Annotated in this window: 21 protein-coding genes; 5 read left to right on the top strand and 16 right to left on the bottom strand. The window is 43.4% G+C overall.

Annotated features, from left to right (window positions below):
- Positions 1 to 18: 18 nt before the first annotated feature.
- The 11 genes from BGP76_RS01550 to BGP76_RS01500 all read right to left on the bottom strand — a co-directional run bounded on the left by BGP76_RS01550 (position 19) and on the right by BGP76_RS01500 (position 11,388).
- Positions 19 to 2,448, bottom strand: a complete 2,430-nt coding sequence (locus BGP76_RS01550) for a methyl-accepting chemotaxis protein (protein ID WP_119843364.1) — start codon at positions 2,446 to 2,448, stop codon at positions 19 to 21.
- 111 nt (positions 2,449 to 2,559) lie between these two features.
- On the bottom strand, positions 2,560 to 2,955 hold the full coding sequence (locus BGP76_RS01545) for a methylated-DNA--[protein]-cysteine S-methyltransferase (protein WP_252737130.1): 396 nt from the start codon (positions 2,953 to 2,955) through the stop codon (positions 2,560 to 2,562).
- 136 nt (positions 2,956 to 3,091) lie between these two features.
- The gene (locus BGP76_RS01540) at positions 3,092 to 3,805 is read right to left on the bottom strand and encodes a peptidase (protein WP_073119886.1); all 714 of its coding nucleotides are present in this window, start codon (positions 3,803 to 3,805) and stop codon (positions 3,092 to 3,094) included.
- A gap of 5 nt (positions 3,806 to 3,810) precedes the next feature.
- Positions 3,811 to 4,656, bottom strand: coding sequence for a transglutaminase family protein (locus tag BGP76_RS01535; RefSeq protein WP_119843363.1), 846 nt, complete (start codon positions 4,654 to 4,656; stop codon positions 3,811 to 3,813).
- Positions 4,657 to 4,660: 4 nt separating this feature from the next.
- Entirely contained in the window at positions 4,661 to 5,599 is a 939-nt protein-coding gene (locus BGP76_RS01530) for an alpha-E domain-containing protein (protein WP_073119889.1), read from the bottom strand.
- Between the two features lie 20 nt (positions 5,600 to 5,619).
- On the bottom strand, positions 5,620 to 7,077 hold the full coding sequence (locus BGP76_RS01525; RefSeq protein ID WP_073119890.1) for a circularly permuted type 2 ATP-grasp protein: 1,458 nt from the start codon (positions 7,075 to 7,077) through the stop codon (positions 5,620 to 5,622).
- Between the two features lie 134 nt (positions 7,078 to 7,211).
- Complete coding sequence (locus BGP76_RS01520; RefSeq protein ID WP_119843361.1) at positions 7,212 to 7,799, bottom strand: hypothetical protein; 588 nt, start codon at positions 7,797 to 7,799, stop codon at positions 7,212 to 7,214.
- Between the two features lie 158 nt (positions 7,800 to 7,957).
- Positions 7,958 to 9,100: a serine hydrolase gene (locus tag BGP76_RS01515; protein ID WP_221409835.1), complete on the bottom strand. Its 1,143-nt coding sequence runs from the start codon at positions 9,098 to 9,100 to the stop codon at positions 7,958 to 7,960.
- A gap of 326 nt (positions 9,101 to 9,426) precedes the next feature.
- Positions 9,427 to 10,017 carry an START domain-containing protein gene (locus BGP76_RS01510; protein ID WP_119843360.1) on the bottom strand — a complete coding sequence of 197 codons (591 nt, stop codon included), beginning with the start codon at positions 10,015 to 10,017 and terminating at the stop codon, positions 9,427 to 9,429.
- Positions 10,018 to 10,026: 9 nt separating this feature from the next.
- Complete coding sequence (locus BGP76_RS01505; protein ID WP_139280895.1) at positions 10,027 to 10,458, bottom strand: hypothetical protein; 432 nt, start codon at positions 10,456 to 10,458, stop codon at positions 10,027 to 10,029.
- Positions 10,459 to 10,554: 96 nt separating this feature from the next.
- A complete protein-coding gene (locus BGP76_RS01500; RefSeq protein ID WP_119843359.1) occupies positions 10,555 to 11,388 on the bottom strand; it encodes a helix-turn-helix transcriptional regulator in 834 nt (277 codons plus the stop codon).
- 243 nt (positions 11,389 to 11,631) lie between these two features.
- On the opposite strand from BGP76_RS01500, the gene BGP76_RS01495 reads away from it, so the two are divergent.
- The 3 genes from BGP76_RS01495 (at position 11,632) to BGP76_RS01485 (ending at position 13,732) form a co-directional block, all read left to right on the top strand.
- On the top strand, positions 11,632 to 11,823 hold the full coding sequence (locus BGP76_RS01495; protein ID WP_073119901.1) for a cold-shock protein: 192 nt from the start codon (positions 11,632 to 11,634) through the stop codon (positions 11,821 to 11,823).
- Between the two features lie 144 nt (positions 11,824 to 11,967).
- On the top strand, positions 11,968 to 12,483 hold the full coding sequence (locus BGP76_RS01490; RefSeq protein WP_073119902.1) for a carboxypeptidase regulatory-like domain-containing protein: 516 nt from the start codon (positions 11,968 to 11,970) through the stop codon (positions 12,481 to 12,483).
- A gap of 175 nt (positions 12,484 to 12,658) precedes the next feature.
- Positions 12,659 to 13,732 carry a patatin-like phospholipase family protein gene (locus BGP76_RS01485; RefSeq protein WP_119843358.1) on the top strand — a complete coding sequence of 358 codons (1,074 nt, stop codon included), beginning with the start codon at positions 12,659 to 12,661 and terminating at the stop codon, positions 13,730 to 13,732.
- 126 nt (positions 13,733 to 13,858) lie between these two features.
- Here the strand turns inward: BGP76_RS01485 and BGP76_RS01480 are convergent, their stop codons facing one another.
- The 4 genes from BGP76_RS01480 to BGP76_RS01465 form a co-directional block, all read right to left on the bottom strand.
- Positions 13,859 to 15,424 carry a choice-of-anchor I family protein gene (locus tag BGP76_RS01480; RefSeq protein ID WP_119843357.1) on the bottom strand — a complete coding sequence of 522 codons (1,566 nt, stop codon included), beginning with the start codon at positions 15,422 to 15,424 and terminating at the stop codon, positions 13,859 to 13,861.
- A 192-nt stretch (positions 15,425 to 15,616) separates the two neighbouring features.
- A complete protein-coding gene (locus tag BGP76_RS01475; RefSeq protein ID WP_073119908.1) occupies positions 15,617 to 16,015 on the bottom strand; it encodes an arsenate reductase family protein in 399 nt (132 codons plus the stop codon).
- Complete coding sequence (locus BGP76_RS01470; RefSeq protein WP_119843356.1) at positions 16,012 to 16,935, bottom strand: mechanosensitive ion channel family protein; 924 nt, start codon at positions 16,933 to 16,935, stop codon at positions 16,012 to 16,014. The genes BGP76_RS01475 and BGP76_RS01470 overlap by 4 nt, the downstream gene beginning before the upstream one ends.
- Before the next feature lie 597 nt (positions 16,936 to 17,532).
- Positions 17,533 to 18,135 (bottom strand): ribonuclease HII, encoded by a 603-nt coding sequence (locus BGP76_RS01465; RefSeq protein ID WP_119843355.1) that lies wholly within the window; start codon positions 18,133 to 18,135, stop codon positions 17,533 to 17,535.
- 105 nt (positions 18,136 to 18,240) lie between these two features.
- Between BGP76_RS01465 and BGP76_RS01460 the strand changes: the two genes are divergently transcribed.
- On the top strand, positions 18,241 to 18,849 hold the full coding sequence (locus BGP76_RS01460; RefSeq protein ID WP_119843354.1) for an L-threonylcarbamoyladenylate synthase: 609 nt from the start codon (positions 18,241 to 18,243) through the stop codon (positions 18,847 to 18,849).
- Positions 18,850 to 18,927: 78 nt separating this feature from the next.
- Positions 18,928 to 20,115: a phosphoglycerate kinase gene (pgk, locus tag BGP76_RS01455; protein WP_119843353.1), complete on the top strand. Its 1,188-nt coding sequence runs from the start codon at positions 18,928 to 18,930 to the stop codon at positions 20,113 to 20,115.
- A 77-nt stretch (positions 20,116 to 20,192) separates the two neighbouring features.
- Here the strand turns inward: pgk and BGP76_RS01450 are convergent, their stop codons facing one another.
- The gene (locus tag BGP76_RS01450; protein WP_119843352.1) at positions 20,193 to 22,094 is read right to left on the bottom strand and encodes an alpha/beta fold hydrolase; all 1,902 of its coding nucleotides are present in this window, start codon (positions 22,092 to 22,094) and stop codon (positions 20,193 to 20,195) included.
- Positions 22,095 to 22,258: the final 164 nt, after the last annotated feature.

Below are 22,258 nucleotides of genomic sequence, written 5' to 3'. Positions count from 1 at the left end.
TTTTCATACGCTATCGACTCATACCAACTCCGGCTCCTCGTATTTGCTCATCGCTTCACTCTTACGATCACCGCTACTTAACTCTACTGGAGCTGACTGTGCATGAATTCTGAACTGGCTAAGCATCTCCCTCAGTTCATTCGCTATATCAGACAACTGCTGTGAGCGTGCATTATAGTCATGCATGCCCAGAGATAACTCCTCTGCTGAAGAGGCTACCTGCTCTGTGCCTGCCGCCGTTTCTTCTGCGATCACGACGATGGTCTCTGTAATCTCTACTATCTTACTGATGTCCTGCTTTTGTAGCGCTGATGACTCTAGTATTCCTTGAGATAAAGAAAGCGTATTGGCAGAGGCTTTTGAAATTTGCACAAACACATCCTCAGCCTCTCGAGAGATCGTCTCTCCAGACTGTACCGACTGATCCATCTTAGCGATAACAGATGAGGCAGACAGGGTGTCATTCTCGACTCCTGAGACCAAGACCTCTATTTCCTTCGCTGCATTCTTAGAATCCTCCGCAAGCTTTCGGATCTCCTCCGCCACTACAGCGAACCCTCGTCCACTTTCGCCCGCCTGAGCTGCCTCTATGGCTGCATTCAGTGCCAATAGATTGGTTTGTGAAGAAATTCCGTTCATCACCTTCAGTACTCGATTGATCTCCTTGGAGCGATCGATCAATACGTCCATGGACTTATTGGCCTCACTGGTGTAGGAAGAAATTTGCGCAACGCTTCGAACCATTTCGCGTGCCATCTCTGCTCCTTTCTCGCTATTCTCGAAACCTGCCTTTGCCGCACGGTTGATCGTCTCTGATCGTTCTCTCATATCATCTGACGAACGCAATACTGCTTCAACTAAGCTAGAGGACTCGTCTACCTTTAATACTTGATTTTGTGCTCCTGCACTCATCTGAGAAGTCGCAGTAGCGATCTCCGCTGTACTACTAGTCATCTCTCGATTAGAAACGAGCATCGCTGAGGACGAGTCGTCAATTTGCTCTGCTCGATCAGTAATCACCCGCAACATTTCATTCAGTTTATCCAGAGATGCATTGAGATTATCAGCGAGCTTTTTCACTTCTCCTTTAGGCTCTCCCTCGAATCTCGTTGTAAAATCCCCCTCTGCCATATCACTAACAATGTGGTTCACTGTTTCGAATGGTATCGTCAAAGACTCTAAAAGCTTATTAATCGCTTTACTAAAGTCTTCCCACACACCTAATTTATCATCTAGAGACACCCTAGTATCCAGCGCTCCGTTCTTGCCTGCCTGGCGTACGACCTGATGTATCTCAATAATGGCCCGCTTCAGGTTATCTTTTAGTTCGATAAGCGATTTACCCAACTGATCCTTCTTGCCCAACAGTTCCAGTTCAGAATTGAGATGTCCTTGCCCCACCTCTAGTGCAAACTGCGTTTTACTCTTCAATCCATCAATCAACTCATTAAATGAGGTATGCGCCTTGCCTAGTTCGTCACGAGAATTGACATGCGCCAATTCTGGAAAACGGCCATTGGCCAACTTTCGCGCACTATCGTTAATTATATTGATGTTTCTAGTGATTTTGAAAATATGAACATAAAGAATCACTACACCAATCCCTATGATCACAATCATGAGTGCAACCACAGCTATGATGTTGTGCTGGACTTTTCGGTCAGCCTTCTCTCCTACACTGATGATGAGTTCATTCACCGACACTGCTAACGAAGAGGCTATAGCATTTAACTCTCCCTGCAAACCATCCCCCTCATCGAGACCGATCACTTCATAGATCCCGACAATCTCGTTGAAGAGCTTCTGGTAGGTCGTAATGTTTTTGAGAATCGCTACTTGTTTTTCGGAGTTTTGACCTTCGGATCGGCTTATTTCCTCTCTCAAATCAACTATTCCATCATTAAACTTTTGAAGGTATTTCAGATCATGTCTGAGAAAAAAATCTTTCTCGTGACGTCTCAGCATCAACATCAACGATTTATCATAATCATAGTCAGCATCTTCCACATCATGAATCGCGGCCCTCAATCGACCTTCGATCCCATGATCTTTAAAACCTCGGTGCTGCATTTGTCCAGCCAGCCTTGATAGTGTCTTAGAGTATTCTCGAAGCAACATAGATATGGTATCCATCTTCTCCATAGGAAACATCTGCCGAACCTTCATTTCCTGTCCAATAGACAATACACTATCGATTAATTTTTTATTCTCGATCAGATTATCACTCTTTCCCGTCTCTAAAAAACCGACATCTCGAAAATCTTTGGTTAAAAACTCATGCTCAAACTGACGTGCCTGAAGTAGCCCAAGATGAATGGCCTGAAGACTGTCTTTGAGACTTTCGTAGCGATTGATATTCTGAAATGCAAAATAAGTCCAGACCCCAAATACAACCGTCAAAACATAGGATATAATGAACTTCCCCGATAGTCCTTTGAATAACTCCATAGCTGCAAACTCTTCATTTTTAATGCTTAAGACAAGATTACGACAAAGCTGAAGATTAGCAGAAAAAACACTGTTAAGATACTGTGAACATAATATATGACTGGCACATACTTAAAATAGCTGCGTCTGACGACTCATTCCTTCTAGCTCCAGAAGCTTCTTTTTGGCGGGCAAACCTCCCGCATAGCCCGTCAAATCCCCATCACTACCGATAATCCGGTGACAGGGTACGATGATGGCTAACGCATTGGCGCCATTAGCGGACGCCACTGCACGAATAGCACCTTCATTTTCTAGTTGGCGAGCCAGTTCTAGATAGCTGACTGTCCGGCCATAAGGCACAGCCACCAAAGCCTCCCATACGGACTGCTGAAACGCTGAACCTACCATCAGCAAAGGCAAATCAAACTCTTTGAGGCTTCTAGCGAAGTACCCTTCCAACTGCGTGATACATTTGGCTATCACTGGTGAGTCTTCTTCTACCATCTCTGCTTTCAGTAGCGTCATAATTCGCTTGTCAACAGTACTCCGCATCTTCCTATAGCGCCAATCGCAAATACACAATTGTCCATCATAGGCTCCAATAATCAGCTCGCCCACAGGGCATTTATAATATTGATAAGAAATCACCTTGTCCATGACCCTATAAAGATTCTTTGATCCAATCCTCTGGTACCTGCTTGATCGCGTTAGTCAGTTGCTCTCCCCAAAACTCAGAGACTGCATGCATATCCGTCAATTCGTAGCGATGGTGCTTGATCTCAAAACTGTTGTGCTCATACTTGAGTACATCGATCGGAAAATCGACATCATTAGCACTGACACGGGTAGAATCAAACGACAAAAAGCCCGTTTTGAGTGCAAACTGCAGTGTAGCGTCTTTGGTCAATGTCCGACGCAAAATAGGCTTACCATATCCAGAGTTCCCTATAATAATGAATGGGGATCCCTCACCTACTTCGATCCAGTTGCCCTCAGGGTAGATCAAAAACAACCGATGCTCGGTATCTCCTGACAACTGCCCACCTACGATGGCGTGTAGATTGAATTGTAACCCCGACTCTGCAAGAGACTTTTTATCTTCCTTGGCGACCTTTTTGATTTGCTCACCGAATGCATTGGCGACTTGATATATCTTGGTGAAGTCATTTTTGTCTCCTTCGACCACCTCTCTAAAATACACTAGAGCCTTGTCCCGTACCGACCTCAAACCAGATGTCATCAGAAATAAGGCTTGTTTGTCCTTAGTATAAAGATAATACTTCTTGCCCGTAGTGGTTTCGGATCCTGAAGTCATTCGTGTATCGGCAAGTGCCAAAAGCCCTTGCTTTACTTTGATTCCTAGGCAGTAGGTCATGGATATTATTGTTGGGTTACTTCTACTTTGTATTCCGTAAAATTATCACCTTGCGTATTAAGAATCCCCTTGATCGGCGAACAATCTTCATAGTCTACTCCGTGGCAAACTTTGATATAATGACTGTCTCGCAAGAGGTTATTAGTCGGATCATACCCCTGCCACCCTAGTCCTGGTATAAAAACCTCCACCCAAGCATGCAGCATCGCACTACCGATGTGCCCTTCACCCTGATTTAAATAGCCAGACACATAGCGTGCTGGAATATTATTGGCTCGACAGACCGCAATAAAAAACTGTGCAAAATCCTGACAAACCCCTTGCTTTTTCTCCCAAGTAGACGTGGGGGTATTGAGCAAACTATTCACGTCATCATCGAATTTGAAATTCTTATAGATATAGGCATTTAGAAACTGAAGAAAATCCACACACTTCACAGATACAGACTTAGTCATCTCAGGACTAAGTCTCGACAAATTGATACGAGTAGACTGAGACTGAAAAAGGAAAGGCTGATAAGTTACCTTGAAATCCAACGATTCCATCATGGCATTTTCATCGGTCAGACTTTGTTTTTCAAAATCAAAAGGATTGATCTCTGCTACCTCTACCGTACTATTGACTATGATACTCAACTGATCAAAACTATGATCGACACGAAACATCAACTGATCAAAGCCATACAAGTTAGGCTGTAGGTAATGTTGTCTCTGCAGATTGCAATCAACACTATAAGATACGAATGATTGACAATCATCTGCTACTGGCAAAACCAATAAAGAAAACAGTGCTTCTTTGACCAAGTGCTCATAGGAATTGGTCGTTTGGTAACTAACCTGATAGATGGACATATATTTAGTAATTCAGATATTCCTTGTTCAGTAAATCATTGAGATCATTCAAATAGGCCAAAGTTTCATTCAAAAAAACCAACGGTTCTTTCTCGAATTCTTCTACCGTCTGATATTTCAAGCGCTCACTCATTCGACCAATACTCCACTCTATCGAGTTCTTTTTAGTCTCTTTGCTCAGTCCCACCAACAGCAAGTACTGCTGTAGAGCGGTTACATTATAAGATATCGATCGCGGAAATCTAGCGTTCAACACCATAAACTCTAATGCCTCCTTGCGTTTAGGCATGATAGAATACTCTCTATGATACATATCCAATCCTTCGGCAGACTTGAGCAATGTTCCTAGTTGAAAACTGGCTACCGACTGACTCACCTTCATGTCATCAATCCGATCTATATCGGTAAACTTGCTAATCAAAATTCGATTGATCTGTATGGCTCGTTCTATATGAAACCCCATTTTGACAAAAGCCCAGATTTCATCATGCAACATGGTAGACTCTACCCTATACTTAATGATCGCGCAGTTTTCTATGGTGGTATTAGTAAAATCATAGAGTCCCTTAGTCTTGTAAAAGTCCTCTGGATAGTCATGAATAAAACGATAAAACTTATTGATAGCGTTCCACACCTCTATAGATATCAAATCCCGTGCTCCACGAGCATTCTCTCTGGCAAAATGCATACAGGACTTGATGGATGCATTGTTATGTTCATCCATTGCCACAGCCACCAAGATATCCTCTTCGAAATCATAGGACGCTACATCTCCTTCGAGCCCAACCATATTGATGATACTCTTGAGTGCCAGGTCTCTCTGTAGATCCGAACTGGTATCCAATGCGGAGAAATATTGAATATTCAAATAGCGACTCAGGTGCTCAGCACGCTCTATGTATCTACCAAACCAATACAGGTTATTTGCAACTCTTGCTAGCATATCTTCTTGTTTTCCCTTGTTTAAACTTCGGCTACCCAAGTATCCTTGGCGCCACCTCCCTGGGACGAGTTCACAATCAAACTCCCCCGCTTCAAGGCCACTCTCGTTAGTCCTCCTTTGAGCACAAACTGATAGTCCTTTCCCATCAAAGTAAAAGTCCTAAGATCTACATGGCGAGGCTCGAACTGACTGGTCTCGTCGATATAGGTCGAGTGAGATGACAGGTTCATAATCGGCTGTGCCACATACTCTCTCGGATCGCTTTTGATTTTGGCCCTCATCTCGTCACACTCCGTTTTGCTAGCGCAGTTACCTACAAAAATCCCATAGCCACCACTTTGATCCACGGGCTTGACGACCAACTCTTCGATATGATTGAGTACATGATCCATCTCAGCAGGTTTCTCACACTGATAGGTATGGACATTTTGGAGAATGGCATCTTCTCCGAGGTAGTATTTGATGATCTCGGGCATGTACGAATACACAGCCTTGTCATCAGATGCACCAGTCCCTGGTGCATTGATCAAACTAACATTGCCCTGGCGGTACACGTCCATCAGACCTGGCACACCCAGCATAGAGTTCGGATTGAAAACCATAGGATCAAGAAACTCATCATCTATTCGGCGATAGAGCACATCGAGTTTCTTCTTCCCATAGATAGTTTTCATGTACAGAAACCCCTTATCTACGAACAAATCACGACCTTCCACCAACTCCAAACCCATACTCTGAGCCAAAAAGCTATGCTCGTAGTAGGCCGAATTATATATCCCTGGTGTCAGCACAGCACAGGTCGCGGCATCTACACCATCAGGTGCTACGGAGTGCATACAGGTGGCCAATGCAGCAGGATAATCGAAAACCGTCCCAACCTTAAGTTCTTTAAACAGCACGGACAGTGCCTTCTTCAGTGCATCTCTGTTACTCAGCACATAACTCACCCCAGATGGACACCTCACATTGTCCTCCAAGACATAAAAGTTACCATCACTATGTTTAATCAGATCTGTCCCTGAGATGTGATTGTACACACCACCAGGCGGTTCAAAATCCACCATGTACTTGTTATAATTGGCTGAAGAGAATATCAATTCCGCGGGCACGACTTTGTCTCGCAGTATTTTCTTGTCATTGTAGATATCTTTAAGGAAAAGATTGATAGCTACATTGCGCTGGATCAAGCCTTCCTCTAACCTCTCCCACTCTTTGGCAGTGATCACCCGAGGCATGAGGTCAAACGGAAAGATTCTTTCCGTCCCTTTTGGGTTCTCAGCGTAGGTAGCGAAAGTAATTCCTTGCATGAGAAAGGACAGCTTTGTAGCCTCGTTCACCCGCTTAAAATCCTCCGCACTGTACTTGTTAAAATACTCAAAGAGCCGCTGGTATGGCTTTCGGATATCCCCTCCATGCTCAAACACCTCGTCGAGAAGGTGACGCTCTATATCATACGATCTTAGGATGTTTTCATTCATACGGCACTGGGCTTATTAGTCCCCGACACCTGTCGGAGTGCCTAACAAACATAGGACTTCAGTACCTGAAATGGTATGGATATAAAGGGCAGGGAATGACTGTTAAATCAAACTATCAACTGCCATAAAACAGACTATCGATTAGTCACGTAGTAGTGATCTGGGATTGAAAATTTAGCATTGTAATGAGTGAACATCTGCTTTAATTTCATTCGATCCGAAATATCAACATCATTGGATTTAAAATAATCAGACATCTCTGATGCATAATCTCCATCAAACAAACTCATGAATTCCTTTTTATTTTGTGCTAGAGAATGCAGCACGCCATCTTGCAAAATATAGAAAGGTGGATATGTCGTTTCGTCATATTGGCTAAACTTCAACCCCTCTCGGTAGAGTAGCACGATCTGTCCTACAGACAGCACCTCAAAAAAGAAAGAGCCTTCATTCATCCCAAAACCGCCAGTCAGATACTCATGTCGCTCTCCAGTACTCGGATCAAGAACAGACACCTGATCCACCTTGTCAGCCGTCCAGTTATAGATATGTCGTCCTGAACGTATCATGAGGTCATTTCGCTCCAAGTTGACTTTCACCACTCCGCGAATAGTCTCCCCTGAGGTCACCACAAAATCCGTACTATCAGACGTGCCTACCTGCGCACTAATCGAAATAGACGCCAATACAGATACGAGAAATAAAATGGATTTTCTTTTCATAGCAGATTATATTATTGCCACAAATGAAGCTCGCTCTATCAGTTATTCTACTATCGAAAACAGGGTTTAACCAAAGGATAATTTGTACAGATATAAAATCAATAAAGTAACACAATCACTTAATATTGAATTAACATCTTTCATCTGAAAAGATCAACTCAGTGCTTCAATTCCCAATCGTACAACGCTTGACCGAGCGTCGCTAAAAATGGCATCCCAATCTGATCATACTCATACTGATTGTCATTGAAGATTCCATTTTGATTGACGATCATAGTTACTGTCACTAGAAACTCCACACCTGTAGACGAATCGTACACATAAGCGCAGTCCGTCAAAGTACCATAAGCCTGGCCGATCTTATTGTATATTTTCATCTCGCCCTGAATGGGTGCCCTACTATCTCCAAAAAACAGGAACTTGACATAACTATCGTAGTACTCCGTAGAATCATACCCCGCATCCTTGGGCAGTGTACTCATAGCTTTCAACACATATTGACGCTGTTGCTCTGTGATGTCAAAACGCTGGTTTGGTTCAAATAACTCTGGAAACACCAAACGCTTCATCACCGCATGTTGTGACACTACAGGATAGTAGTTTTTATATTCGAACCCAAAAGGTTCTTTAATCAGCTCTCCACCAGAGTTATACCCTACACCTTTTTTGATCGATTTTTTAAGCAAAGGCTCATGAGGCTGACTTGCCACAGATTCCAAAGTATCTATTCGAGTTGAATCCACATGAAGCATGATGCGCTTAGTCATCAAAGCATCCGAGTTTGGAGTGGATACTCTATGAGATATTCGTATCGGTTCGACACCCTTTCTTCTCAATCTATTATTGATTGTATCCGCTCCCAAAAATTCAAACAGTCTATTATATGCCTGGTTGTCACTCACAGCAAATATCCACGACAAATTATCTGCAACTGTCGAAACCAAAGAATCCCCCTCTACCTGAAATGGTGTATTCATCGTATAGTCCTCCGAATGATTCAACTCTTCTAAAGCCAGCAGCGCCACAGGAAACTTAACAGTACTAGCTGGGTAGAAGTACTTATCAGTCTCTACATGATAGGCATAATCTCGAAGAACGATACTATCTTCTTTTCTCAGTACACGAGTGAAACATATTTGCACATCATGATTTTCTACCTGATCCATGACTTGTTTTATCTTAGGATTATCCGACCTCAATACTTCGTCAAGTGGATTCTCACTTTGGTCGACCTGACAAGCAAAACCTCCCACTAACAAAACAATAAAAAGAGAGCATTTCACATATGATACTTTTCTCATCTTGAATTTATTTCTAACTGCTGACTGAATTTTTAACCCCTGAACAGAACGACACTAACAATTGACTATATAGACAACCACACGGCACATTCTCTAACAACAATACAATCTATTCAAAACACGCTAAAAACCATCAAAAAAAGACAAGCATACGCTCAAAAAACAGCTGATAATTGCGTTTTTTATGCGCCTTTATTCTCCCCTAGTATAAAAACAACTCATAATAAATAATAAATCGCATAACACAGAACATGACCTCTCAAAGACCAACCTCTACTTGCGTTAAAGCATTCTCTTTACACTCCACATATAAAAAATGGTCTCACCTACTCGCTCAAAAATTGCTGCAAAGCGGTCAGTGTTTGAATTGGCCCTGCCACTACGAACAAGTTCGCTATACTCGCGGGTACCTGCCCTGCAGGGTCACCCCTGAACTGATGGACTACTTCTGTTTCATCCCCTTTAGCAGTCAAAATCCAAAGCCCCTGCGAAACAGGCATCCGTACCACTCCATCGACTTCTTCCATAGCGTATGTATTCCTGTCATAGCGAAGGGTGGTATGCTCTCTCTGGCGATCTATTGTCATATCTAGCACAGCATCTCGATTGCTAAACGGAAAAGGCATAGCCAGTTCCAGATAATACGTCATGGATGTATCCGAGTGGTGTGCTAACAGTCGGGCCTTTTTGCAATGGTCGTACCATGCTGAGTAATCCTCAAAATCTAGCAGTACAGAGACGATCTCCTCAGGAGAAGCCTGCAATAACCCGATCGCTTTGAATTCTTTGACTGGTGAGTCATCGGATATTCGAGTATACACAGTTATCCCATCCTGTGTTTTGGCGTGTATCCAAGCTTGCCCAAAAGAGACGAAAGGAAGCCCACTTAGTAGTAACCATAGAAAGTTCTTCTTCATGACAAGCACTCAGTTAGCTACCAATACTTTGTTGACCATTGCTTCCTTAGCTATCAATACACCATGCGCTACTCCGAGTAGCAAGAAGAACGCTGGGATAAAGGGCGGTTTGATTTTGAGCGGTAGTACATCGGCAGGCACCTCTGGGTGTAGATGTACCAATATGCCGACAGCCATCATCACCACGACCATAGCAGACGCAGTTAGATTGATTGCATAGTACCATTTGAGCTTGAAACGGTGAGGAAACAACAATACATAGAGCAAAGCCACTCCTACGACTAGCTCCCCAAAAATCCCCATAGCATAGGACAAATCTCCAAACCCACTACTGGAGATCTGTACAGCATACCATCCTTTGAAGGGATTGAAAAATTTTAAAAACCCGACCATAAACATGGATACACCTAGGAATCCCGTCATGTACTTTCTTGATTTCATTTGCATCATTAATACCTATTGTTTTGATAGACACAAAGCTATATCGACACGCTAAGGAGCAGTTGGAGTAATGGTTCAAAGACTTGGATATTTGGTTCAGCGTGGGCGTAAGACAGAGGGTGCTTGCGCGTAGGTCTTTTTGAAAAGTCGTGAGAAGTAAGCTGGATCTGAAAACCCTACTTGATAAGCAATCGATGCGATACTATCATCGGAGACCAAAAGCAGTTCCTTGGCACGACCCAGTCGCTTTTGGATGATGTAGTTTTTGGGACTGTCTCCAAATATCTTTTCAAACTCCCTTTTAAAGGAAGATAAACTCATGTTGCACAGGTTGGCCAGTTGACTAACCGAAACCGTAGAGTAGAGATGCGTACTGACGACCTCCTGCAAAGTGACGATTCGCGGCGCAAAAAGGGTCGAGAGTAATTCTAAGACTGATGCAGCATTTTTGGTCTGGACGAGGATCAGAATGAGTTCCTTGATTTTGAGTTCTAACAATTCGTCCGTCACGAGACTAGGTGTCTCGAAGTAAAAATCTAGGCTATCGATGAACTTGGATAAAGTGACCTCTGGAACGACCTTTTGGATAAAATCCCCCTGCTGCTTTGGCAGCATAAAAGAAGGTACCTCATGCCGATAAATTTCTCGCAAGAGCTCTGCGGGCAAATGAATAGCCAAGACCTCACACCTAGACGACTCTGCTGTCTTCAGCCAATCCACGAAATAGGTGCCACACTTGAGTAAAACCGATTCGTTGGATGATAGTGCTACCTTTTGATCTACTGCATGAAAGTTCGACGACAGACCGCTGACATACAAGAAGCACCCTTCGTTTTGAAAGAGCGCTTCATAGCGAAAAGGAGCCTCTATCAGTATCTTCTCGATTAGAGCCGTTTGCTTGTATTCAAATTTTTGTCTGCGGAGAATCACGGACTCATAGACGGATTTAGATGATTAAAGGTTGACAGATCATCGTCCGTCCATAATCACTGACAGACAGCCATTGAACGAAAAGAATACTAAGCCGAAATAGTGTAGTTCAACGTATTCTCCCCTTAGTAAAATCATAAACTCATAAATCCCTACATGATACTCCCGCAATAAGAAGAGAACAATTGTTACCCACGGTAACAGTTAATTATTATATTTGCTTCGTATATATTAAAAATAATTATGACTAACGGAACGGTAAAATTTTTCAATGATGCTAAAGGATTCGGATTTATAACTCCAGAAGACGGTGGCAAGGATGTATTTGTCCATGTAAATGGTTTAACGGATGAAATTAGAGAAGGAGACAAAGTATCCTTTGATGTTGAAGAAGGCCGAAAAGGATTAAATGCAGTAAATGTGAAAGTTGTTTAATTACTAGCATTTCACGAGCAACAAAAAAAGGTATATCTTAATTGATATGCCTTTTTTTGTTGCTCGTGATTTAACTTACGATAAGTCAAGCAGGCAGCTATAAGCCTCCATCAATTACGTACTGACACAGAAATCTCAATCCACATGAAATTCAAATTACTACTTCCCCTCCTAGCAATAGTTCTACTGAGTTGTACAGAAACCAAAAAGACAAGCGAAACACCGACTATCACAGTCACCAACCCATTCGATCCAGCGGCAGTCAGTTGGTTCAAGACCAAAGGCGGTGGAAGCATAAAAGGAGTCGCAAAATTCAAATCCAAAAGTGGAGAGCTACGCTTCGGTGAAGAATTTGGCATAGAACTAATGCCCAACTGCCTATACACCGAAGAAAGGCTAAATCACATCTATGGTAATAAAAACGCTGGTTTCGTACATGTCCAAGATGGTATTCCAAAGTTCACACCAGACCCAGAAGGCTATCACGAAACGATCAAGACGATGTGCAATGAAGACGGCACGTTTGCGTTCGAAAATCTCCCAGCAGGCGACTACTACGTCATAGCTTTCATGCTTTGGGACGAAATCGGTGGAGGTATCATGCAGCATGTCGTACTATCTGACCATGAATCAAAGGAGATAGAAATGACTAATTTTTAATCGATCTCTCATATTATAGCAAACTCAACCGAAGCGCTCACATTTAGCAAGCAACACTATATACCCACACAGCTAGCCTCCGGACACTATATTTGAAACAATCATTTGACAAACATGTCAATTGCCTTAGATTAGTTGATAAAACAAGCAAACATCAATAGCCAACTAATCCCACATGAAGAAAGTAAAAATGCTCTGCATAGATGGTGGTGGTATCCGAGGAGTCATCCCTGCAACCATAATCAAGTATGTCGAAGAGAAAGCACAACAACTCTCCAATAACCCTGACCTCCGTATCGCTGACTTATTTGACTTTATAGCCGGCACGAGTACAGGAGGCATATTAACCTGTCTATACCTCACACCTCAGAGCGAAAACGGATCTACTAAAACGTCAAAGTATACGGCAGAAGAAGCCTTATCCCTATATGTAGATCATGGATATGATATATTCAATCGATCCAAAATTCGGTTTTATGATCTGAAAATGATGTTCAATGCTACCCAATATAGCCCGCGATATTTAGAAAAAGTCGCCCATGATAAGTTTGGTGATTTAAAGATTAGTGAACTTGCCAAACCAGCACTCATCACGACCTATAACCTCCAGACAGGGAGTACCTTCTTTTTTTCCTCTCGGGAGCCAAAAAGCAAAAACAGGGAATTCTATGTCCGTGACGTAGCACGTTCGACCTCTGCTGCCCCCACCTACTTCCCTCCTGCTCGAATCCAAAACTTAGCTGACCCAAAACATAAAATGATGAACTTGGACGGTGGTGTATTTGCCAATAACCCGACGATGTGTGCCTATGCAGAAGTTCGCGACACCAAAGAAGGCCCCATACAAGCTCCCTCTGCCGAGAACATGATTATCCTCTCCGTCGGTACAGGGGGCGGACACCTCAAAATCAATGGAGTAAACAAAAGTAAAGGCTGGGGCCTACTCAAATGGGCACAGCACACACCTGACATCATGATGGACGGCAGTGCGGATACAGTGGCCTATCAGATTCAAAGCATATTCAATACATTAGGCAAGAAAGGGCGACACCAGTACCTACGTGTAGATGTCCCCGATGAGCTCAGAGATAGCTACTCAGCTGACATGGGAGACGCTAGCCCTAACAACATAATGAACCTACAAAAAGCAGCACTAGAAAGTCTCAATCACTCGATAGAACACAAAGGCCTGGACAAGTTCATAGAGTTGCTGGTCAAAGAGGCTGCTAAAGAATCTACCACTGTGTAAAACATGCGCAACATCCCCGAATCTAGACACTAAACAATCATACCTTCCATAAAATAGAAGAGCCTGTCTCCGTCGAACTCTCGTTCTACAGAGACAGGCTCTAAATGATTTTCAGTAAAATCAATATTACATGAATACCTCTGGGCTATACACCCAAACCGTCCCGTCATCCTCACATGACACCACCAACAGGCTCTTATCAACTGGGCTGTCTTCAGCAGAGATAAAGACCAACCCCTCAGGTGCATCACCAGTCTCTAGGATAGACAAAAACATTGGACTGCTCGGTACAGACACATCATATACTGCGATAGCATCTACTCTTTCTAGACCAATGAAAGCGATCATCTTGCCATTAACCTCTCCTACTGCGACACCTTCTGGTTCTACACCTTTGTCGTCACTACGTCCATCATCGTACAAGCCAGCAGCGTGTACCGCCTTCTCTAATTCATCACCAGAATCCGCTACGAGTTTACCTTCAGCATCCCAGATCGAGAATGAACGTGCGCCATAGGTATATACTTTTTCGTACAGGCCATCTGAATCTGCATCTCCGTCTGTTTTCATAGCTTTCCATCTACCGAAAGCTTCATCTTCTTGAATATCATCCGCATCAGCAAATGCCGATTCTAGCAAATCCAATTTCTTCAAACGCTCTTCGTCACCGTAAGCTAAACATCCGTCATCTTCGTCATAGTCTCCTCCATTAGCATCACAAGTTGCCTCATCTGCATCATACAGATACTCACGACCATCGCCTTCGTTGGCAGAGATGACATAGGTCTCACCTCCTACTTCGAATGCAGCTATACCATCAGGCATGTACACACCAAAAATATTGGCAGGCACATCTCTAAACTCTATCTTATCATCCTCATCACTTGGATCTACTTGATCGCCATTTGCAGCATAATTTTTCAACCCTAGAGACACCAAAGAAGTGATCTTTTGCGTTTCCAAATCAATGATAGCCATCCCATTATTCTCCTGTAAGGCAACATAAGCAGTCTTAGAATCTGGAGATACTGTGATATACTCTGGTTCTATGTCATGAGCCAAGTCAGCATCAGGGCCTGACACACGAAAACCTTCGGCTTGGAAGCTATTAAAAGAGGTAAAATCTAAAGTAGTAGATGTAAAACCATCTACCATCACAACAGTTACCGAACCCATCGGATCAGTCTTATAGTCATTACTTGGCTCACCTTCATTCGCAGACAGGATGTACTTTGCATCTGGAGAGAAAGTTACCATATCTGGCAATGCTCCTGCATTGATTACTGCCACTTCGGTCAAATCAGACAAGTTAAACACAACGATTTTACCATTATCCGTTTTGGTCTCAGCTTCAATAGCAGCTGCGAGATAATCACCCCCCACTGCCACACTATTGACACCTGCGCCATAGCTAGCAATGCTAATTGAGCCAGTTTTGGACATAGTCGCTGGATCGGATAGATCGATCACGTCGATTCTACTCTCTCCGTCATTGTTCACTACGAACAATTGTTTCGTTTTAGGATCAAAGTCTGCAATCTCTGCAGCTGTCTCACCACCGATAGTAATATGTGCTACTTCAGAGAAAGTCGATGGATTTTCATCGGGTGCTTTAAATCCAGTTTCCTCATCACATGCGGAATAAATAATGGCCATTGACAACAGGCCTACAAGTGTAAATAATTGTTTCATCAGTTATATTTTGTTATAAAATTGAGAAACAAAACTAGATGTGGCAGATTGCCTCAGGATTAAGCCTGATTCATCAAAACACTGGCTTTATACACTTGCAATGAGGTATTAGTAATTGTGAGATAACAAAAGCCCTCGCCCGATTAACACTGGGCTAACGAGCGAGGGCTTTCACCGCAAAGAACATATATGTTACGCCTTATCCTTCAGATGTATACCTCTGACATCTAAACCTTCATTGTGAAAACTAAACTTGGATTGCACGAAAAACACCTTAGTCCCAAAAAAGGCAATAGGTGTCTTGATCAAATCCTGATGGTTTTCCATCGCATGTACTAGGTCATCATCCGAGTAAGAACCATTTTTCATCTTGTTCTGGTACTGCTCGGCACTGGTATCTACCAATTCGCTTACCTTCACGCGCATCACTTGTGCGATCTCAGCAATTTGGGTCGCAGTGATACTATCCTTTGACAGATCCTTTTCGTTGAGCTTATAGTTATTCAGTGCAGCGGCATACCCGCGTAGTTCTTTGTCCTCCTGTTTTTTGGAATTAAAGATTAATAAGAGTTCATTTTCTTGTGCTGTCATGATTCGTTCGTTTCGTTAGAGTTTTCTTTCATATTCAATCTCATCTGAGAGAGTGTCTCACCTCCCTTGATCCCAAAATCCAACGTACGGATAGGGAATGGGATCGTAATATCATTGGCATCAAAGGCTGATTTGATCGCTTTGATGGCTTTATTTCTCATCGCGAGAAAGCCTGGTTGATTGGGAAATTTGGTCCAAAATCGTATATTGAAATTGATAGAGCTACTGCCAAATTCCTCATAGTCGAATATCATATCGTCCTTTCGAATCACTCCCTCTAGTTCGCTTATGGTGTCAGAGACCAGCTTTTCCACTTTGTCCAAATCATCTCCATAGGACACGCCTACTGCTAAGTCTATCCGTCTCTCCCCCAGTATGCTAAAATTTTCTATTGGGTTAGCGAGTACCTCTTTGTTGGGCACATAGTTCTCTTGACCCTGAAATGTTTTCAATACAGTCACCCGCAGGTTAGTCCGAGCAACTGTCCCCATGATGCCATTGACCTGCACGATATCTCCTATGTGGTAAGGTTTACGAAATGCCAAAATAATACCTGACACGAAATTGGCAGCAATATCCTGAAAGGCAAAACCTAACGCCAAACCAATAACACCCACCCCTGCTAACAATGAGGTCACCGCAGTCTGTAACTGCAATACGCCGAGGATGATAAACAGCCCGATTCCCAATACGGTATAATAGGTGATCGTCCCGAATAGGCTCTCAAGTGCCTTGTTCTTAGATGCTTTCTTAAACAGTTTAACAAAGAGCTTTTGGGAGAGTTTGGCCAGAACCAAAAAGAGTATAAATACGAGAATCGCTACGGCCATATTTGGCAACATAGCGATGACTCCTTCATACCAAGACTCTAACTTATTCAGTACTTTTTCTATAGGCTGTTCTAGATTGAGTTCTTCCATGTGACGATAAGTCTAGTGAGCAAAAGTCCAGTAGGTTTAAAATACCACTGTCCTCTATTACTATTTAGGAAGATTCATGCCAAGAGGTTAAAACAGGATGCATTGCGAATTTGACATGCTTTTGACTCATTACCGTCTCAAAAAGTGAGGCGTACAATCTACATAGTGAGGAATCTAAGATCAATTGGTATTTCTGGGGATAAAAATCAATATTCGACAATGAGCATTCGAGATTCATTATTCCAATCCTTTAAATATTACCTCAAAGACTCATAATGGGTGATTGTTTTATAAAAAAAACAATCACGAATTTCGAACAATGAATCTTGAATAACGAAGTGATCTACTACCTCTCCCTCAGAAATACAGGGTGATCCGGAATCTAAATACTAAAAGCTACTTCATAAAAACCAAAAGAGAAGCCTTTTCAGGCTTCTCTTTGTTAAATTTTGAGTAGTTGATCAAACAACTATCCATACACTTTATGAGGATTCTACATTCATTAAGGTTTCACTAAGTTAACGACAGACGTTGGACTTTAACAAAGCATTCGCCTAAACGGCTAAAAAAAACGACCAAACTACCTACTATTAGGTATTAATTGAATATTTCCAACTGCTCGGGAAGCAACCTAAAGCTCTGTCTATGAAGAGGTGTTGCGCCATATTCATGTATTGCAGCTCGGTGTGCCTTGGTAGGGTAGCCCGCATTTCTCTCCCATGCATATTGCGGATATTCTGTGGCATACTGAGTCATGAGTTCATCCCGGTATGTCTTTGCTAACACGGAGGCTGCAGCTATGGAGTAGAACCTACCATCTCCCTTGATCATCGTCTCGTGAGGAATATCCTGATAGCGATTGAAACGATTGCCATCGATCAGGAGCAGCTCTGGTCTTACCTTCAGTTGATCAAGGGCACGATGCATCGCTAAGAAAGAAGCGTTCAAAATGTTGATCTCATCAATCTCCAAGTTGTCCACAACACCTATGCCCCACGCAATAGCTGCATCTTTGATCACATCTACCAATGCTTCTCGCTTTTTGGCAGATAGCTGTTTCGAGTCATTTAATATAGGGTGGCTAAAATCAGCAGGCATGATCGCAGCAGCAGCCACTACAGGTCCAGCCAAACAGCCTCGCCCTGCCTCATCGCAACCTGCTTCGATCGTGTTTTCTTGGTAATAGGGTAATAATGACATACTTATTCTCTTCGCTATTGCCCAAAGTTGTGGATTATATCTGTTGTACTCAATACTTTGTACTCAATACTTTGTACTCAATACTTTGTAAACTAAAATTGCCTCATGGCACAAATAGGAAAAGATATAAAAGTAGCTGCCAGTCTACTGAACACTGGCAAACTCGTAGCAATCCCCACAGACACGGTGTACGGACTGGCTGGCAATGCCTTTGATCCCGAATCAATCAAAGCGATCTATGCGGTCAAAGGCCGTCCCATGGACAAGGCGCTGATTGCGCAAACGGACTCTATAGAAAAGGTCAGAACCTTCGTCAAGGAATTCCCCAAAGCAGCAGAAAAACTAGCAGCCAAATTTTGGCCTGGAGCGCTGACCTTGGTATTGGAAGCAAACGAAAAAATCCCAGTAGAAATGCTCGCCGGCGGACATACCGTAGGGGTGCGAATCTGTGATCACCCCATGACATTGGCATTATTGGGCAAACTTGATTTTCCAGTCGCACTACCCAGTGCTAACCTGCACTCACAGCCAAGCCCAGTCACTGCTCAGGAGGTCGACGCACAGCTCGGGGATCAAATCGAGTACATATTAGATGGAGATAAGTGCGATATAGGATTTGAATCCACGATCGTTGGGTTTACCGGGGAAAAACCACTTATTTTGCGCCAAGGCGCTATCGCAGCAGAGGATATTTTCGCGGTGCTAGAAGCCTAAAGTTCTACATCCAACATGCACCCACATTTGGTACTTACTATTCAAGCAATAAAGTATTATTTAAATCTATATTAGGAGATGATAACCTTAGACCAATACAATTTCAAAGGCAAAAAAGCCTTGGTAAGAGTAGACTTCAACGTACCGTTGAACGATAAATTCGAAATCACAGATTTGACTAGAATCAAAGCTGCTACCCCTACGATCAAAAAGATCCTAGCAGATGGTGGATCGGCGATCTTGATGAGTCACCTCGGCAGACCAAAAGATGGTCCAGAAGAGAAGTCTTCATTGAAGCACTTGGTGAGCGAACTCAGCAGCAGATTCGGTACAACTGTCAAATTCGCTGAAGACTGTATCGGTCAGGATGCTACAGATCTCGCAGCAGGTCTACAACCTGGTGAAGTGCTGTTGCTCAACAACCTCAGATTCTACAAAGAAGAAACAAAAGGTGACGAAGCATTCGCAGAAAAGCTTTCTAAACTCGGCGATGTGTATGTCAACGATGCATTCGGTACGGCACACAGAGCGCACGCGTCGACAACTATCGTGGCTAAATTCTTCACTGACAAAGTATGTGGCTATGTAATGCAATCAGAGCTTGACAATGCAGAGAAGGTATTGAACAACCCCGTGAGACCTTTCACAGCCATCATGGGCGGTGCGAAAGTATCTGACAAGATCATGATCATCGAAAAATTGCTCGACAAAGTGGACAACCTCATCATCGGTGGTGGTATGTCATACACTTTCTCTAAAGCAAACGGTGGCAAGATCGGCAACTCACTTTGTGAAGATGACAAAATGGAATTGACCAAAGAGTTGGTCAAAAAAGCAGAAGCAAAAGGCGTGAAGCTTTATCTCCCTGTAGACAACAAAATCGCAGATGACTTCAACAACGATGCGAATACACAAGTCGTCAGCAGAGGTGAGATTCCTGACGGATGGGAAGGTCTCGATATCGGACCAGAAACTGCTAAACTATTCGAAGAGGTAGTCGCTAGCTCGAAGACCGTACTATGGAATGGACCAATGGGCGTATTCGAATTCCCAACGTTCGCAGTAGGGACGGAAGCCATCGCAGAGGCGGTCGTGAAAGCTACCGAAAACGACGGATTCTCCTTGATCGGCGGTGGTGATTCTGCTTCGGCAATCAACAACCTCGGCTATGGAGACAAAGTATCCTACGTATCAACAGGCGGTGGTGCATTGCTAGAATACATGGAAGGCAAAGTACTACCAGGTGTAGCTGCACTTCAGAGCTAATTCAAAATTTTGGCTTATTAGACACTAGACCTGCCTGCCAGACAGAATGGTCTAGTGTCTAATTCTAACCGAATGCGCTACAGTGTTTCGGATAGCCACCTAAAAAATTCCTTCTGCCAGACCAATGCATTCTGTGCAGAGAGCACCCAGTGATTCTCGTTGGGTAGGTAGAGCAATCTGCTCTTGATCCCTCGCAGCTGTGCCGCTTGAAACGCCTCTAAGCCCTGTCCAATGGGTACTCTGTAATCCTTACCCCCTTGTACGATCATGATCGGCGTGTCCCACTTGGCAACATGGTTGATCGGGTTAAATTCGTTGAATGATCGCTGTGCAGTAGCATTGTCTTGCTCCCAATACGCCCCACCTAGATCCCAGTTCACAAAGAACATCTCCTCCGTCGTACCATACATACTGCGCCAGTTAAATATCCCATCATGGGCGATAAAACTCTTGAAGCGCCCCTCGTGCATCCCCGCCAGATAGAAGACCGAATATCCACCATAACTTGCTCCTACTGCCCCTAGCCTATTATTATCGACGTAGGATTCCTTCGCTACATCATCGATCGCGGCGAGATAGTCCTGCATATTTTGTCCTCCATAATCTGTACTGATCTGCTCGTTCCATTCGACACCATGCCCTGGCATACCACGCCGATTAGGTGCTACGATGATATAGCCCTTAGCGGCCATCAACTGAAAATTCCATCTGTAGGAATAGAATTGACTCAATGCTCCCTGTGGGCCTCCCTGACAATAAAGTAGCGTAGGGTATTTTTTCGTTGGATCAAAGTTCGGGGGGTAGATCACCCAAGTAACCATCTGTTTATTATCAGTAGTCGTGACCATACGTTTTTCGACTTTCCCCATTTGGATCGAGGCATAGACTTCATCATTGACGTGCGTCAGCTGCGTGAATTTAGCGTTCTTTAGATTGACACGATAGAGTTCAGTAGCATGGTTCATATCACTACGCCCGACGATCAACGTACTGCCTGACTGCCCGACGATATTCACTACGTCAAACTGTCCCTTGGTGAGCTGTCTGACGGTTGGCATTTTCCGAGCCGATCCCGGAAAATCTACCACAAACAACTGTTTCGTCCCATCGACGGGTGCCACGAAAAATATATTCTTTCCCTTTTCTCCCCAAAGAAAGCTACTCACCGTACCATCCCAGTGTTCTGTCAAATTGTATTTGGCACCTCTATACTCGACTATGATATCATTTTTGTCCGATTCATAGCCATCCCGTTTCATGCTCAACCATGCCAAGACTCCTTTTGGAGAAAAGGCAGGACTATTGTCATAGCCCATCATTCCTTTGGTCAGATTAGTGGTCGTCTGAGAGTTCAGGTCATAGACGAATATGTCCGTATTGGTACTGGTGGCATAGGCTGTTCCGACTTTCGTTTTCGTCACATAGAGTACCTGATGACTCCTAGGGTTCCAGATATAATCCTCATCTCCGCCGAAAGGCATCGTCGGACTGTGAAACAATTTATTCTTCATGAGATCAAGCTCCTCACCTGTCGCGAGATCGGTCATGATCACGTGATTATAACTACCATCTCCCCAGCTATCCCAGTGTCTGTACATCAAATCATCGTAAATGTACGCGTCAGACTGCCCTAGCATAGGGTAGTAATCCTGACTCGTCACATTCTGAATATGAACTGCTTTATGACTCAGTTTGTATTTTCCATCCCTAGACAGGTTCTTATCAGCGACTAGGTTGTTAGGGTTCTCTATCTTACTGGCTGTGCCACCTTGGATCGGGATAGAAAAGTACTGGGTGCTTTTGGTGTTGGCCTGCGCATCATACTGTGTCACGCCATAGACTACTTGGGTTTTGTCCCCGGAGACTCCTACTGGACTGACCCGCCCAAGCTGCCACAGCATCTCAGGCGTCATTAGACCCTGAGCAGATACTAACAACGGTAGCCCTACAAGGAGTACAATAGAGTGAAGAATTTTCATAGTGATTATCAAATTTAGTGTTATTAACATCTCGTCCGCTGTAGCGAACGCGAAGGAGGATTAATGAGTAATGAACGAATATACTAAATACTCCTTAGCAGCAAAAGTGACAAAGCACTCTCTACCTCACTCGCCCCCCCAGGCAATGGTACTAATGAAAAACT

Source organism: Reichenbachiella sp. MSK19-1 (assembly GCF_003590315.1).
GTDB classification, from domain to species: Bacteria; Bacteroidota; Bacteroidia; order Cytophagales; family Cyclobacteriaceae; genus Reichenbachiella; species Reichenbachiella agariperforans.
Note: the sequence above shows the minus strand (reverse complement) of the source record. Positions and strands in the feature narration are given on the sequence as shown.

Bases quoted from the DNA above. Each gene is read 5' to 3' on its own strand.
- BGP76_RS01550 (WP_119843364.1), bottom strand. From the start codon at position 2,448: ATGGAGTTATTCAAAGGACTATCGGGGAAGTTCATTATATCCTATGTT.
- BGP76_RS01545 (WP_252737130.1), bottom strand. From the start codon at position 2,955: ATGACGCTACTGAAAGCAGAGATGGTAGAAGAAGACTCACCAGTGATA.
- BGP76_RS01540 (WP_073119886.1), bottom strand. From the start codon at position 3,805: ATGACCTACTGCCTAGGAATCAAAGTAAAGCAAGGGCTTTTGGCACTT.
- BGP76_RS01535 (WP_119843363.1), bottom strand. From the start codon at position 4,656: ATGTCCATCTATCAGGTTAGTTACCAAACGACCAATTCCTATGAGCAC.
- BGP76_RS01530 (WP_073119889.1), bottom strand. From the start codon at position 5,599: ATGCTAGCAAGAGTTGCAAATAACCTGTATTGGTTTGGTAGATACATA.
- BGP76_RS01525 (WP_073119890.1), bottom strand. From the start codon at position 7,077: ATGAATGAAAACATCCTAAGATCGTATGATATAGAGCGTCACCTTCTC.
- BGP76_RS01520 (WP_119843361.1), bottom strand. From the start codon at position 7,799: ATGAAAAGAAAATCCATTTTATTTCTCGTATCTGTATTGGCGTCTATT.
- BGP76_RS01515 (WP_221409835.1), bottom strand. From the start codon at position 9,100: ATGAGAAAAGTATCATATGTGAAATGCTCTCTTTTTATTGTTTTGTTA.
- BGP76_RS01510 (WP_119843360.1), bottom strand. From the start codon at position 10,017: ATGAAGAAGAACTTTCTATGGTTACTACTAAGTGGGCTTCCTTTCGTC.
- BGP76_RS01505 (WP_139280895.1), bottom strand. From the start codon at position 10,458: ATGAAATCAAGAAAGTACATGACGGGATTCCTAGGTGTATCCATGTTT.
- BGP76_RS01495 (WP_073119901.1), top strand. From the start codon at position 11,632: ATGACTAACGGAACGGTAAAATTTTTCAATGATGCTAAAGGATTCGGA.
- BGP76_RS01490 (WP_073119902.1), top strand. From the start codon at position 11,968: ATGAAATTCAAATTACTACTTCCCCTCCTAGCAATAGTTCTACTGAGT.
- BGP76_RS01485 (WP_119843358.1), top strand. From the start codon at position 12,659: ATGAAGAAAGTAAAAATGCTCTGCATAGATGGTGGTGGTATCCGAGGA.
- BGP76_RS01480 (WP_119843357.1), bottom strand. From the start codon at position 15,424: ATGAAACAATTATTTACACTTGTAGGCCTGTTGTCAATGGCCATTATT.
- BGP76_RS01475 (WP_073119908.1), bottom strand. From the start codon at position 16,015: ATGACAGCACAAGAAAATGAACTCTTATTAATCTTTAATTCCAAAAAA.
- BGP76_RS01470 (WP_119843356.1), bottom strand. From the start codon at position 16,935: ATGGAAGAACTCAATCTAGAACAGCCTATAGAAAAAGTACTGAATAAG.
- BGP76_RS01465 (WP_119843355.1), bottom strand. From the start codon at position 18,135: ATGTCATTATTACCCTATTACCAAGAAAACACGATCGAAGCAGGTTGC.
- BGP76_RS01460 (WP_119843354.1), top strand. From the start codon at position 18,241: ATGGCACAAATAGGAAAAGATATAAAAGTAGCTGCCAGTCTACTGAAC.
- pgk (WP_119843353.1), top strand. From the start codon at position 18,928: ATGATAACCTTAGACCAATACAATTTCAAAGGCAAAAAAGCCTTGGTA.
- BGP76_RS01450 (WP_119843352.1), bottom strand. From the start codon at position 22,094: ATGAAAATTCTTCACTCTATTGTACTCCTTGTAGGGCTACCGTTGTTA.